This is a genomic window from Bacillus sp. 165 (assembly GCF_017742235.1).
GTDB lineage: Bacteria > Bacillota > Bacilli > Bacillales > Bacillaceae_G > JAGHKQ01.
This window is the reverse complement of sequence record NZ_JAGHKQ010000005.1, coordinates 142,818-157,484: the sequence shown is the minus strand read 5'-3', so window position 1 is coordinate 157,484 and position 14,667 is coordinate 142,818. Positions and strand designations below refer to the sequence as shown.

14 protein-coding genes are annotated in these 14,667 nt (G+C 41.7%); all 14 read left to right on the top strand.

The genetic code is table 11. The features are described from left to right. The first annotated feature begins 15 nt into the window (after positions 1–15). The 14 genes from nuoL to mreB all read left to right on the top strand — a co-directional run bounded on the left by nuoL (position 16) and on the right by mreB (position 14,393). Positions 16–1,869, top strand: coding sequence for an NADH-quinone oxidoreductase subunit L (gene nuoL, locus J7Q84_RS10125; RefSeq protein ID WP_209094414.1), 1,854 nt, complete (start codon positions 16–18; stop codon positions 1,867–1,869). Continuing rightward, on the top strand, positions 1,869–3,380 hold the full coding sequence (locus J7Q84_RS10120) for a complex I subunit 4 family protein (RefSeq protein ID WP_209094413.1): 1,512 nt from the start codon (positions 1,869–1,871) through the stop codon (positions 3,378–3,380). The genes nuoL and J7Q84_RS10120 overlap by 1 nt, the downstream gene beginning before the upstream one ends. 6 nt (positions 3,381–3,386) lie before the next feature. Next, on the top strand, positions 3,387–4,898 hold the full coding sequence (nuoN, locus tag J7Q84_RS10115) for an NADH-quinone oxidoreductase subunit NuoN (RefSeq protein ID WP_209094412.1): 1,512 nt from the start codon (positions 3,387–3,389) through the stop codon (positions 4,896–4,898). Between the two features lie 79 nt (positions 4,899–4,977). After that, complete coding sequence (locus J7Q84_RS10110; RefSeq protein WP_209094411.1) at positions 4,978–5,214, top strand: DUF1146 family protein; 237 nt, start codon at positions 4,978–4,980, stop codon at positions 5,212–5,214. 138 nt (positions 5,215–5,352) lie between these two features. Beyond that, on the top strand, positions 5,353–6,084 hold the full coding sequence (locus tag J7Q84_RS10105; protein WP_209094410.1) for a YwmB family TATA-box binding protein: 732 nt from the start codon (positions 5,353–5,355) through the stop codon (positions 6,082–6,084). Between the two features lie 47 nt (positions 6,085–6,131). Then, positions 6,132–7,439, top strand: a complete 1,308-nt coding sequence (gene murA, locus J7Q84_RS10100) for a UDP-N-acetylglucosamine 1-carboxyvinyltransferase (protein ID WP_209094409.1) — start codon at positions 6,132–6,134, stop codon at positions 7,437–7,439. Positions 7,440–7,787: 348 nt separating this feature from the next. Further along, positions 7,788–8,420 carry a glycosyltransferase gene (locus J7Q84_RS10095; RefSeq protein ID WP_209094408.1) on the top strand — a complete coding sequence of 211 codons (633 nt, stop codon included), beginning with the start codon at positions 7,788–7,790 and terminating at the stop codon, positions 8,418–8,420. Positions 8,421–8,538: 118 nt separating this feature from the next. Next, positions 8,539–9,552: a stage II sporulation protein D gene (gene spoIID / locus J7Q84_RS10090; RefSeq protein ID WP_209094407.1), complete on the top strand. Its 1,014-nt coding sequence runs from the start codon at positions 8,539–8,541 to the stop codon at positions 9,550–9,552. Between the two features lie 207 nt (positions 9,553–9,759). Beyond that, positions 9,760–10,713 (top strand): nuclease-related domain-containing protein, encoded by a 954-nt coding sequence (locus J7Q84_RS10085; protein ID WP_209094406.1) that lies wholly within the window; start codon positions 9,760–9,762, stop codon positions 10,711–10,713. Between the two features lie 144 nt (positions 10,714–10,857). Further along, positions 10,858–11,721, top strand: a complete 864-nt coding sequence (gene spoIIQ / locus J7Q84_RS10080; RefSeq protein WP_209094405.1) for a stage II sporulation protein SpoIIQ — start codon at positions 10,858–10,860, stop codon at positions 11,719–11,721. Positions 11,722–11,899: 178 nt separating this feature from the next. After that, the gene (locus tag J7Q84_RS10075) at positions 11,900–12,049 is read left to right on the top strand and encodes a hypothetical protein (RefSeq protein WP_209094404.1); all 150 of its coding nucleotides are present in this window, start codon (positions 11,900–11,902) and stop codon (positions 12,047–12,049) included. A 104-nt stretch (positions 12,050–12,153) separates the two neighbouring features. Further along, positions 12,154–12,546, top strand: a complete 393-nt coding sequence (locus J7Q84_RS10070) for a DUF6232 family protein (protein WP_209094403.1) — start codon at positions 12,154–12,156, stop codon at positions 12,544–12,546. 399 nt (positions 12,547–12,945) lie between these two features. Continuing rightward, entirely contained in the window at positions 12,946–13,218 is a 273-nt protein-coding gene (gene spoIIID / locus J7Q84_RS10065; RefSeq protein ID WP_209094402.1) for a sporulation transcriptional regulator SpoIIID, read from the top strand. 173 nt (positions 13,219–13,391) lie between these two features. Continuing rightward, the gene (gene mreB, locus J7Q84_RS10060; RefSeq protein ID WP_209094401.1) at positions 13,392–14,393 is read left to right on the top strand and encodes a rod shape-determining protein; all 1,002 of its coding nucleotides are present in this window, start codon (positions 13,392–13,394) and stop codon (positions 14,391–14,393) included. Positions 14,394–14,667: the final 274 nt, after the last annotated feature.

The following is a 14,667-nucleotide window of genomic DNA, read 5'->3' as shown; positions in this document are numbered from 1 at the left end:
GGGGAGGGTAATACGATGATGGAATATGCTTGGCTTATACCGCTTTTCCCGCTTGTATCGTTTGGGTTATTGCTCCTCGTTGGCAAGAAATTGAAACAGGGCAGCAGCTATATTGGCATAGCACTTACCTTGCTTTCTTTTGCAGGTGCAATTCTCGTATTGATTGAACGCTTGTCAGCTTCTACATTCAAAGACGAATGGAGCTGGCTGCAAATGGGGGATGTCTCCATTACATTTGGATTTGAGGTCAATGCGTTAAATGCACTTATGCTGTTTATTGTTACGCTTGTCAGCTTACTGGTGCATCTTTATTCAAAGGGATACATGCATGGGGATGAGAGACTTCATATTTTCTATGCATACTTGGGATTATTTACATTTGCGATGCTGGGACTCGTATTGTCTACGAATCTATTACAGCTTTATATTTTTTGGGAGCTCGTGGGACTTGGATCCTTCCTGCTCATCGGCTTTTACTTCTTTAAGGAAGAAGCAAAGGCTGCTGCAAAAAAAGCGTTCATTATGACGCGTATTGGAGATGTGGGATTATTTATTGGGATGATTCTATTATTCTGGCAGGTTGGCAGCTTTGAATACAATGATATTTTTCAAGCCATTCAAGCCGGTGACATCTCCGAATCTATGATTACGCTGACGGCAATTTTAATTTTCGTTGGAGCAATAGGAAAATCAGGTCAATTCCCACTTCATACATGGCTACCGGATGCGATGGAGGGTCCGACTCCAGTATCAGCATTAATCCATGCCGCTACGATGGTTGCTGCAGGTGTATATTTAGTAGCGACGATGTTTCCGTTGTTTGAAGCAAGTGATACCGCAATGATGACCGTTGCCTTTATTGGAGGATTTACAGCTATTTTTGCTGCTTCCATCGGTCTTGTGCAAACAGATATTAAGCGCGTACTTGCTTACTCAACAGTGAGTCAGCTCGGTTATATGATGCTGGCGTTAGGTTCTGGGGGATATGTTGCAGGAGTATTCCACTTAACAACACATGCCTTTTTCAAAGCTTTGCTCTTCTTGGCGGCGGGCAGCGTGATTCATGCTGTACATACACAAAACATTAAAAAAATGGGCGGCCTGTTCCATAAAATGAAGATGACCAGTATGCTGTTTTTAATTGGGGCGCTTGCCATCAGCGGCGTACCGCTTTTCTCCGGTTTCTTCAGTAAGGAAGAGATTTTGACCGCAGCTTGGGAGCATGGCAACTATGCCTTATTCTGGGTAGCTGTTGTAGCGGCATTTTTCACCGCATTTTACATGTTCCGTCTGTACTTTCTTGTCTTCACAGGGAAACCGCGAATGGAATATAAGGGAGTCCATGAATCCCCAAGTGTGATGACGATTCCGATGATGGTACTAGGGGTTTTGGCTGTTGTAGCCGGTTATATCAACACACCTTGGTTTGGGACATTTTTAGGGGATTGGCTGACAGAAGACGTAGCCTTTACGGTCCATGAAGGGCATGGCCCTATTTGGATTACTATTGTTGCAACGCTTGTGTCCTTTGCCGGTATTTTCTTAGCATACATGAGGTATGGAAGAGGCAGGGACGCAGAGGAAAACGAGGAATCGCTAGGGTATAGCATATTGCAGCATAAATACTATATTGATGAAATATATGGAGTAACCATTCTGCCACTGGTAAAGGGGATCGCTGTGGTACTTAAGTATATTGAAAAAATTGTGGTTGAAGGCATTGCACAGGGGATTGCAGCGCTGGTTAAGGGAATCGCATTGAGCGGATCCAGGCTGCAAAACGGTCAAGTTCAAGTATACGGAGCGGTGGCATTTGTCAGCTTAGCAATTCTGCTCGTGATTCTTGCCGTGACAGGGGGGTACTTATAATGAACAGCTTCTTTTTAACCATGTTTATCTTCTCCCCGCTTTTAGGCGTTTTGGCATTGCTATTCGTTCCGAAAGAGGAGAGCAGTACGGCCCGCTTTGTCGGGACGGCAGCTACAATCTTACCGTTGGCATGTTCTGTAATACTATACGGAACCTACTTATCAGGCTCTTCGTTTGATAGATTTTCTCAAAAAGCGGACTGGATTCAATTTGGTAACTTTACAGAGCTCAATGGGAAGTTCTTCAATGTCCCGTATGAGCTTGGCATTGACGGCTTTTCGTTCGTTATGATGCTGCTTACAGCCGTACTTGGCACATTGGTGGCTATTGCGGCGTTTTCTATCAAACAGCAGGTGCGCGGTTTTTACATGCTGCTGCTAATTCTCGAAATTGGGATGCTCGGTGTATTTGCTGCTGAAAACCTAGTGTTGTTCTTTATCTTTTTTGAATTGACGCTTGTCCCGATGTTTTTCCTTGTAGGACGCTTTGGAAAGTTTGCAAGCGAAAAAGCGGCATACAGCTTCTTGATTTATAACGGGATTGGCTCGGCTATCCTGCTGATTGTTTTTACCATTTTATTTGCCCGTACAGGAACAGCAAATATGGAAATGCTTCAGGATTTATTGAATGATGACCAAGCTCATTTGTTTGCACCGATTTCTGAATCGCTGCGTGTCGGGTTGTTCCTTGCCTTGCTTGTGGCATTTGGCATCAAGCTGCCAATCTTTCCGCTGCATCGCTGGATGGTGCACGTTCACGTGCAGGCACCTCCCCCCGTTGTTATGCTTCATGCCGGGGTGTTATTAAAAATCGGGGCATACGGAATGATTCGTTTCGGAATGGGGTTGTTTCCTGAGCAGTTTGAAAAATTTGCGGTGCTGCTAGCCATTTTAGGTGTAATCAATTTATTGTACGGGGCTTTTCTAGCCCTCATCCAAACCGATTTCCGAAAGGTACTGGCATACTCAAGTATTTCCCATATGGGCATCGTGTTATTGGGCTTGGCATCCTTAAATACAGCGGGTGTACAAGGCGCCATTTTCCAAGTCGTATCTCATGGTTTAATTGCAGCACTGTTATTCTTTCTGCTCGGTCTCATCGAGGAACGCTTCGGTACATCTAATATCGAGCGTCTCGGTGCTTTAGCGAAAAAGACTCCGATTTTATCCGGATTTTTATTGGCAGGTGCAATGGCATCCCTTGGACTTCCAAGTATGTCCGGCTTCGTCAGCGAGTTTTTCGCATTTTTAGGATTGTTTAACAGTATGCCGATTATCGCGGCAGTTGGTACGCTTGGAATTATTTTAACCGCGGCCTACTTACTGCGAGCGGTATTAGGGATGACATTCGGTACTCACAAGGAATCGTATAGAACCGCAGCTGATGTAAGAGGATGGGAGTTTATTCCTATAATTACGTTGATATTTTTGATTGTAGCTATCGGCATTATGCCGAGCATATTGGCTGAGCCGATCAGCACTACGCTTCAAACATTAGGGATAGGGGGGTAGGATAGAATGGATTTGCATACACTTCTTAGCTTTGATTGGAAAACGATGACACCGGAATTTATTATCGTGTTGGCAGCCATCCTTCTATCGCTACTGGATTTATTGGCAGGACATCGCATAAATCAGCGAGTACTCGGTTTTATCGGACTTGGGGCTGTTGTTCTTGCCTTGGCTTCGCTTATTTTACTTTATAATGAACCGGTTGTGGAAATTTTATACGGAACGTTCCGTTTGGACAGCTTTGCCAAAGCATTCAAAACACTATTATTGGTTGGTGCAGGACTTGTGTTTTTCTTGGCACTCAGCGATACGGAAAAAGATCCGATTACAGATAAAGGCGAGTATTATTACTTATTTTTAACTGCCTTGCTTGGCGCCATGTTCATGGCATCCAGCGCGGATTTAATTACGTTATTTGTCGGACTTGAGTTATTGTCGCTTTCTTCGTTTATCCTTGTTGGCATTCGCAAGCGCAGCTGCGCATCTAACGAGGCAGCGATGAAATACGTAATTAATGGCGGAATCTCCACTGCTATTACGTTGTTTGGAATGAGCTATCTGTACGGAGTAACAGGAACGACGAACCTTTTAGAATTGCAGAGCCGACTTGTGCAATCCATCAACAGCGATATTGCTTTCTTATTATCTCTGTCATTTTTGCTTATGTTTGTCGGTTTATCCTTTAAGCTGGCAGCGGTTCCCTTTCATCTGTGGGCGCCGGATGTGTATCAAGGAGCGCCAACTCCGGTTACAGCCTTTCTCGGTGCAGTTTCCAAAATTGCCGGATTTGTAATTATTTTGCGTATTTTCCTATCTGTGTTTGCGACGATTCCAGATGCAAGCGGAACGGCATCTTTCTTAGCAGATATGAAAATGTATATTGCAGTTTTAGCTGGTATTACAATAGTTGCGGGTAATACTGCTGCTTTAAAGCAATACAAAAATGTTAAACGGCTATTCGCATATTCGAGCATTGCACATGCCGGTTACCTGCTTGTGCCGCTTGTGGCATTATCACCGTTTATGATTGACAGCATGTGGTTTTATATGCTCGCATATATACTGATGAACATCGGCGTATTTGCCATCATTCACGCACTGCTTCGTACATCAGCAAGCGAAGGACTGGATGTATTTGCTGGATTATACCGCCGTTCGCCGTTTGCGGCCGTTATGATGGCAGTCTTTATTCTATCGCTGGCAGGATTTCCTGGAACGGCAGGCTTTATTGGAAAAGTAAATATCTTTATCGGGGCGTTTGTAGTGGAGCCGGCACATTATGTGTTAGCTTCCGTTATGATGGCAGGAACGGTCATATCGTTCTATTACTATTTCCGCGTGCTTCAGCAAATATTTTTCCGTAAGGGAGCAGGAAAGGTATCGCTTCCTTGGAATATAACAGTTGTTATCGTACTTTGTGCAGCAGGAACTGTTCTTCTCGGTATTCTTCCTGCGCTTGGATATGACTTTTTCTTTACGAATTTTGATTTTCGCGATTTTATGACGCCTGGAAAATAAAATGATATAATGTACAAGACAAAAGTGCAGAGACATGGATGCTCTGCACTTTTTATTTTCCTTTGAGAAGGTGAAAAGCATGGAGTTAATGTTAGGGCAACATGCACTTATTGCCATATGCTCGCATTTACTATTTATTACTCTTACTTGGTGGGCGCTGCAAGGCGTTCATTATGAACGATTGATAAAAAAAGGGCGGGTTTTGCAAGCGAGAGTGCTTTTAATTTTAGTAACTGTTGCGATTGGAGTAGCGGTTAGCAACTTCTTTTTAGACTACTTAGGGTATTCTAAATCATTGCCATATATTTTTAAATAATTTGTGTAAGAAAAGTGGACACGGTCCGCCTTCTTCTCTAGACAATTCCACGAAATTTGTAAACCAAAATCCCCCGTTTTTTCGTATACATCTCCTATCCCCTGTTAACAATGGGTACTAGGAAAGGCGGGAGAAACGATGGGGAAAATGATGCAAGCTTTAATGGCTGTAACAGCAGGGATTGTAATTTTTCTAGTTGGCTACGATCATGCGGCACTTGAAACAGATAAGCTGGCCCAAATAGCGGATGTCTATAAAGAGAAGGACATCAAGCTTACAGGCTGGTCTTTATACGCACGTGAAGAGAAGTACTCTGTGACTGATTTACATACGTTCAATGAGCTGCTAGAGGATGTACAGAAGCGTTCTGGCGATGTCAAATGGACGATAGAGCATAAGGAAGGTCAATATAAAGCAACGGCTGTAAAAAAATTATCAAATTACGAAGAAAGACTGGTTGTATCAGCCACAAAGGTCAATACTAAGTATCAAACATTTCTAATTTACGAAGTAAAAGGGCAGCATTGGGACGATAAAAAAAAGAGAGCGTTTTCAGCCCAAATTCGTAAAGAAATGGATAAAATTTTTAGCCAAAAACCTACAATTTATACTTGTGTTCGAGGGGTTTTGAGTGATAATATGGAAGGTGTTTTGCAAAAACAAGCAAGTCAAATCTTAACATCTTTTTCAGCAAAGCCCATTGAAGCAGTAGAGGAAGAAGCATTCGTTTCGGTATCAGCATATACTAAAAAGTGGAATGACGCTCTTCTGACAGAGAGAGAGAAAATGAATGTACAAGTGGCTTTGCGTAAAACAAACAACAAGACGGCCATAGTGGTTGGCACACCAATTATTACGTCTGAGTATTAAATAGATTGAAAATGAAACGTGAAAATATTGACACGGAGGGGAATAACTTGGAAAAAATCATCGTCCGTGGCGGAAATCGGTTGAATGGTGTTGTGCGTGTAGAGGGCGCTAAAAATGCTGTTTTACCAGTAATCGCTGCATCTTTATTAGCGAGTGAAGGAAAAAATGTTATATGTGACGTACCAGCTCTTTCCGATGTGTATACAATTAATGAAGTGTTACGACATCTAAATGCAGAAGTATCATTCGAAAACGGTCAAGTAATTGTAGATGCATCAAAGGAGCTTAATATTGAAGCGCCTTTTGAATATGTACGGAAAATGCGTGCGTCTGTTCAAGTTATGGGTCCGCTTCTTGCTCGCACAGGACGCGCAAGAATTGCATTGCCTGGAGGTTGTGCAATCGGTTCCCGTCCTATTGATCTTCACCTAAAGGGCTTTGAAGCAATGGGTGCAAAGGTACAGGTAGGCAATGGCTTTGTAGAAGCATACACAGAAGGAAAATTACGCGGGGCGAAAGTATATCTTGATTTCCCAAGCGTAGGAGCAACAGAAAATATTATGTCTGCTGCAGTATTGGCAGAAGGTACGACAGTAATTGAAAATGCTGCAAAAGAACCAGAAATCGTTGACTTAGCGAATTTCTTAAATGGAATGGGCGCAAAAGTACGAGGTGCAGGAACAGGCACGATTCGTATTCAAGGTGTCAACAAATTATATGGAACTCGCCATAATATTATTCCTGACCGAATTGAAACAGGAACTTTCATGGTTGCTGCAGCGATTACAGGTGGAAATGTTTTAATCGAAAACGCAGTTCCGGAGCATATTAGCTCTATGACAGCGAAAATGAGAGAAATGGGCGTTACAATCATTGATGAGGAAGAAGGTGTTCGCATCATTGGTCCTGAAAAGCTGAAGGCTGTGGACATTAAAACGATGCCGCATCCGGGATTCCCTACAGATATGCAATCCCAAATGATGTCCCTTCTTTTGAAAGCGGAAGGAACGAGCATGATTACAGAAACGGTGTTCGAAAACCGTTTTATGCACGTTGAAGAATTCCGCCGCATGAATGCAGATATTAAAATCGAAGGTCGTTCCGTTATCATGAATGGTCCATCTGATTTACAAGGAGCTGAAGTAGCAGCAACAGACTTGCGTGCCGCTGCTGCATTAATTCTAGCCGGCCTTGTTTCAGACGGATACACTCGCGTAACAGAACTCAAGCATCTTGACCGAGGGTATGTAAATTTCCATGGTAAACTGGCTGCACTAGGTGCAGATATTGAACGTATAAAAGAACACACAGAAGAGTCGGTAACCGAGCAAAGCACTTCCGATCTTCACGCATAAGAAGCCGCCCACCGGCTTCTTTTTTAATTAGAAAAGCATTTTGGGCCGTTCAGCTCCCATAGACTAAAAGGCACTTCCATCCCTAGGGGGATAAGGGATGGAAGTATTCCTTACCTCAGATCAAGATGAGGTTCTACATTTGTTATGCTCAAAAGGAAGGAAGAATATACAATTTTATGATAAAAATTTAGAAAATTCAATTAATAAAAATATTATTTATCACGAGGTGGTTCCTACTATAGTACATACATCATGCTATAGGATTTTTGAGAATGAAAAAGAAGCAAGTTCTTAAAACTAAGTAAGGAAGGGTGGATGCCTGTAAAAACAAGAAGAGGAGTGAGAAGCATGAAAAAATTATTCCTGCGATTTTCGCTAGTGGCTATGCTGTTTGTATGCTTAGCTGCCCCAGTTAAGGCGGACGTACAAAATCAGTGTTACAGCTCATCTAAAGTGAAGGTAATGTTTGATTTGCGAAAGCTATGGATTGATCATGTGGTATGGACAAGAAATTATATTATAAGCAGTGTAGGAGGATTAGACGATCAACAGGCGGTATTGGCCAGATTGTTAAAAAACCAAGAGGATATCGGAAATGCAATGAAACCGTATTATGGTGTTGCTGCCGGAGATAAGTTAACCCAGTTATTAAAAGAACATATACTAGTGGCGGGAAAGATAGTTGAGGCAGCGAAAAAAGGAGACCAGGCTAATCTGGAAAAATACAATAAAGAATGGTACAAGAATGCAGACGATATTGCTAATTTGTTAAGCAGCGTCAATCCAAACTGGTCAAACACAGAATTAAAAGAACTATTATATACGCATCTTAAAATGGTAACTGACGAGGCTGTGGCCAGAATCAAACAAGATTGGCAGGGCAATATTATTGCTTTCGATAAAGGGGAGGATCATATCATTGTGCTCGCGGATGCCCTTACTAAAGGCATCGTTAAGCAATTCCCAAATAAGTTTAAATAAATACAGCGGTAGATATGCACGGCTTCTGTACTCTGGATGTTTTTCTTGTTCTAAATGCTTGTCCTGAGCCATAAGAATGGAGTATACAAGAAAATGACATACGGAGGAAGAAACAGGCATGAAAATGACGAAGCCGCTTTTAGTTTTCCTTTCGGTGCTGTTTGTTCTTGTCATCCTCGTGCCAGCTTTATTAGTGCTGCCCTTTCATGAGAAGGCGAGCGGGAATCTTGCAAAAAAAGAGAAGGAACCAGCAGCAATACCCGCTTCTTCACAGAGCGCTGTGCAAGTCGCTGTATACCGAAGCAAGCAAAAAATGGTGGAAACCTTCCCTATCGAAGATTATGTTGTCGGTGTAGTTGCGGCAGAAATGCCAGCTGATTTTGAACTGGAGGCATTAAAAGCACAAGCTCTGACAGCCCGCACGTTTATTGTGAAGACTATGCTGAACGAACAAGGCGGAGTCCCAGATCAAGCGAATATATCGGACACAATTAATGACCAGGTGTTTAAAAATGAAGAGGAGCTTAAGAAACAATGGGGCAAAGAGTATGAATGGAAAATCGAACGAGTTCGCGAAGCCGTCGCAGCGACCGCCGGACAAGTTCTTACGTATAACAATGCCCCGATTAACGCTTCCTTCTTTTCGACGAGTAACGGCTTCACAGAGAACTCAGAGGACTATTGGGGCAGCCCTGTTCCTTATTTAAAAAGCGTAAACAGCCCTTGGGATAAGGAGTCGCCTAAGTTTTCCAGCAGTCAAACAATTAGTATTGCTGATTTTCAAAAGAAATTAGGCATTACGATTGCAAAAGATGGTACCGTCGGAAAAATAGTATCCCGCACAGATGGGCAGAGAGTAGGATTGGTCAACTTTAACGGCAAAACACTTACAGGAAAACAAATCCGCGAAAAGCTTGGTCTTCGCTCCTCCGATTTTACATGGGAGCAAAAGGGACAGCAGATTGTCATCAAAACAAAAGGCTACGGTCACGGCGTCGGGATGAGTCAATATGGTGCAAACGGCATGGCAAAGGAAGGAAAGAGCTATGAAGATATTCTCAATCATTATTACACAGGAGTAACAATCGCCAGCATAAATGAATACGAACAAAAGCTGACTGCGAAGCAATAGCCGGGGAGGACCTCGGCTATTTTTTTATGGAGCGGAGCAATTATGTGTTCATTTGGAGCAATTTCAATGAAAATCGGAGCAATTACCCGATAAAATGGAGCAATTATGGTGAAAATCAAAGCAATATCAGCAGGATTCTTCAAATGTGATACCTCTAGAAGGGACGAGCTCCTTTTTCTAGAATACTTCCTTCAAGGAGTTGATAACATGATCAAAAAAGAGCGTAAAAAGCCGCTGAAGATCCGGAAATTAGAAGCTCTCATGCGAAGGCTGCCACCCTTTCACCCGAAGCGACCTATCATTGAAGAGGAGCTTGCTAAAAGCATGGCCGGCTATCGGGGTGAACAGTCACTGGATTACCATTTGGATTTTCTTCCCCCAAAAAGATATTTCATCTTCCATGATCTTCGCCTTTTGAATCCCCCTCATTTTTTTCAGCTTGACACACTGATTCTTTCTCCATGCTTTCTTCTTATAATTGAAGTAAAAAATATTACCGGAACACTTTACTTTGATAGCACCTTTCATCAGCTCACCCGAACTATGAACGGGAAAGAAGAAGGGTTTCCTAGCCCGTTATTACAGGTGAAACGCCAGTTATCTCAATTGAATGAGTGGCTGCAGACAAATAAATTCCCGGCTGTTCCCATCGAAACATTAGTCGTTATCAGCAGCCCCTCCACCATTATTAAAGCGTCTCACCATCTTCCTACTGTCATCCACCGAGATAGTCTTGTATCCAAAATAGAATCATTCGAGAAGAAGCATAAGGAACAAAAGCTCTCCGAACAGGAACTGCGAAGGCTCTCCGCTCGTTTATTGAAGCGCCATACTCCTATCTCCTCTAACATTCTGCAGCGTTTTCGTATTGACGAAATCGAGCTGTTAAAAGGGGTGCATTGTCCCGAGTGCCGGTTGATTCCGATGCAGCGAAAGGGACATTCATGGCTATGCTCTTCTTGCAACTATTCATCCAAGGACGCCCACATAGAAACACTGCAGGATTATGCGCTTCTCATCTCTCCTACAATTACAAACCAACAATTGCGAGGATTTCTTCAGCTTCCATCCAGACACATTGCTACTAAAATACTCATGTCTATGGGTTTAAAACATGTTGGCATAACAAAAGGAAGAGTGTATCAGTTGTTTATTGATTGAGATTTTATCGCTATTTCTTTCATTTCCTCGGAAATTTTACAAAAATCATGAATAATTTTATGGATTCTGTCGAAAAATAATCAGTTTGCCTTATGTATAGTTTGATGGGATTTTGTTCAGAATGATTGCTGAGGTGATGTTACAATGAGAGAGGGAGAAAAAAAGCATACTTCTCGAAAAGTAGTGCGCTTATTCCAAAAGCGCTGGGTATTTCCAACAGTTTATATCGTTTGTGCAGCTATTATTTTAACTGCAGCACTCTGGTATCAAGCGGTTAATAAGGATCAAGACGGTAATCAGGCCACTCCTTTTGGCCAAACAGAAAAGGAAACTCCGGCTGTTCCAGTTTCTAAGCCAACTGAACTTGTGAAAATGCCAGTAGTGGATGCAAGCAAAGCGGTTGTTAAGAAAAAATTCTATGACGACACAGCATCTGAAAAAGAGCAAGAAAATGCACTTGTTTTCTATAACAATACGTATATGCCGAGCACAGGTATCGATATTGCGGCAGAAGACGGCAAATCCTTTGAAGTCGTTGCTGCATTAAGCGGTACAGTATTAAAAGCGGAAAAAGACCCTCTTCTTGGTTATGTAGTAGAAATTGACAGCGGAAATGGTGTTGTATCATTCTACCAAAGCCTAGGAGATTTGAAAGTAGAATCCGGTGATATGGTTGTACAAGGTGATGTACTTGGTACAGCAGGCTTAAGTGAAGTAAATAAACAAGCTGGCTATCACGTTCATTATGAACTTCGCAAAGACGGCACAGCGGTAAATCCAGAAACATATCTAGAAAAACCAGTGGGTCAAGTGAAGGTTGAACAGCAAAAAGCTGCTGGAGATGATAACAAAGATCCGAAGCAAGACGGAGATAAGCAAAACAGCACAACTCCTGACAAAGGTGACGAAAAAGAACCTGCCAAAGATGAAAAGCAGCAAAAAGACGAAGACAAGCCTTCTGATGACAAAGAAAAGCAAAAGTCTTCTGACGAAGATAGCGCAAACTAATTATCGGGACAATCAGTTCTTCAAATGCGAATTACGCTTGAGGAGCTGATTTTTTTGTCTAGAAAACTAGACAACTTTTGAATACATGAAGTGCTCTAAAAAGCTTCGGGCCTTTGCTCGAAGCTTTTTCTATTTTTCGTTGTCCGTGCATATAGTGTTAGAAAAAGGAGGGATGAAGATGTCGGTTGTATCAGTCATTATTATTATTTTTATCTTATTATTTTTAGCGGCGGCACTCATCCTCATGGGGAGCGATGGCACTCATGCCAACAGCTGGGACTACCTTGAGGATGAGAAGAAGGAAAAGAAATTTGAGCCGGATGAATAATTATGCTGTTCCTGCTTTCGGGCAGGTTTATTTTTTGTATATCGACAGTATAAAAATTCTTATATAATTAAGGGGGTAAGGGGATGAGTATAGGAGGGGAGATAATGGAGCAGGTAGTAAATGATCAATATTTTTATGAGGGCGATTTGAATATTACACGAACGAGAGTGTATGCATCTGGTCAAGTATATGCCATGGCTAATATTACATCTGCGAGAAAGAAAGAAACGAAGCCCGATTTATCTTGGGAAAAAAACTTAGCCATTATTGGTGGCGTTACATTACTTCTAGGCATTCTCTTTAGCAATGCAATACTAGCCGGATTGTGTGTGGTTTTTTGGGGTGCTGCTATGATTAAATTTCGCTTTAATAGTTCTACATACTCTATTTTTATTAAAACAGCAGCTGGTGAAATAGAAATATACCATACTAAAGATAAGCATGAGGCAGAAGAAGTACTACAAGCCTTTCATAAAGCTTTTCTTGCCCGTGGATAAAAAGGACAAAAGATGTGCCCTGTACAGGACACATCTTTTTTGTTTCTTATATTAGTTGACGAAGAGGCTTTGCAATTTATCTGATACATAATCCATTGGAAGCAAGATATTTTTCTCCATCACACCCTCCATTTGACTCAATTCATAAAATTTTTATAAAAACATGTAATTTTTGTCAACTTAGTCCGCAAAATTGCAATGAATGTAGCATATATCAGTCCTTCTCTCAATACAATGGTATAAACCCAACAATGAGAGCGTTTGAGGTGAGAAATCGTGGATCAATTTATTATAAAAAATAGGGTATCACGACAAAAGCAGCAGGCGAACTTACATCCGAGTATAACGCAGCGAGTCTCATTTCACCCTTCTCACATCCAATTTAGGGAGGCGAGTGGAGTGCACGATTACATCAAAGAGAGAACTATCAAGATTGGAAAGTATATCGTGGAGACCAGGAAAACAGTTCGCGTCATTGCGAAAGAGTTTGGAGTTTCCAAAAGTACTGTTCATAAGGACCTCACAGAACGTCTGCCAGAGATTAACCCGGAGTTGGCGAATGAAGTGAAAGAAATTCTAGATTATCATAAATCAATTCGGCACCTTCGCGGCGGGGAAGCAACAAAACAAAAGTATCGTAAAGAAGAACCAGAAAAAATTGTCAAGCAATAAAAAATCTTGAGCAAACATTCTTTTATCCTTGGGTAAACTAACGATAGAAAAATTTTCACATATTGTATTGTTCACTTGTTACGCTTGGATATAAACTGTGATAAAATTATAAATTAGGTGTAAAAGAATTCGGGGCTCTAATGAGCGAAGAATCAAGGAGGAAAAGGAAAAGAATGTTTGCGAGAGATATCGGGATTGATCTTGGCACAGCCAATGTATTGATTCATGTGAAAGGTAAAGGTATTGTATTAAACGAACCGTCTGTAGTAGCGATCGACCGTAATACAGGAAAAGTATTAGCTGTTGGGGAAGAAGCAAGACGCATGGTCGGGCGTACACCCGGCAATATTGTCGCAATTCGTCCGTTAAAAGATGGAGTCATCGCAGATTTTGACGTAACAGAAGCAATGCTGAAGCATTTTATTGATAAACTGGATGTAAAAGGCTTTTTATCTAAGCCGCGTATTTTGATTTGCTGTCCGACAAATATTACGTCTGTTGAGCAAAAAGCTATTCGTGAAGCTGCTGAAAAAAGCGGCGGCAAAAAAGTGTACTTAGAAGAAGAGCCGAAGGTAGCTGCAGTTGGTGCAGGAATGGATATCTTCCAGCCAAGCGGTAACATGGTGGTGGATATTGGTGGAGGTACAACGGATGTCGCTGTTCTATCCATGGGTGATATTGTTACCTCCTCCTCCATTAAAATGGCAGGCGACAAATTTGACATGGAGATTTTAAACTACATTAAGCGTCATTACAAGCTGTTAATCGGGGAACGTACAGCAGAAGATATCAAGATCAAAGTCGGCACTGTATTCCCTGGAGCACGCAACGAAGAAATTGATATTCGCGGACGTGATATGGTAACAGGATTACCGCGTACCGTAACAGTTAAGTCAGAAGAAATTCAGCATGCACTAAGAGAAAATGCAGATGTCATTGTACAAGCTGCAAAAGGTGTACTAGAGCGTACTCCGCCGGAATTAGCAGCGGACATCATTGACCGCGGTGTGATTTTGACTGGGGGTGGCGCATTACTGCACGGAATCGACATGCTGTTAGCAGAAGAACTAAAAGTACCGGTTCTGATCGCAGAAGATCCAATGCAATGCGTAGCAATCGGAACAGGCATCATGCTTGAAAACATCGATAAGCTGCCTCGCCGCAACATATTTTAATATCGTCAGCTCGTTTTTTCATACTTGTATGAAGTCGGACAAGCTGAAGTTTAAAAGGACAAGCGTTCATCTTGTCCTTTTATAATTTTTTATTTAAAATTCAGTCCTCTGATGAAATCTTTATAAGAAAATAATGCAAAAATAAAGAAATTTATAGAAAAAAAGATAAAATATGTAAAAAAACTAATTTCAAATTGTCCTTCTGTATATTAATTGTGTATAATGAAGGTGAGGTACAAAAGAAGGCTGCAGTATGCTCCATATGGAGAAACCT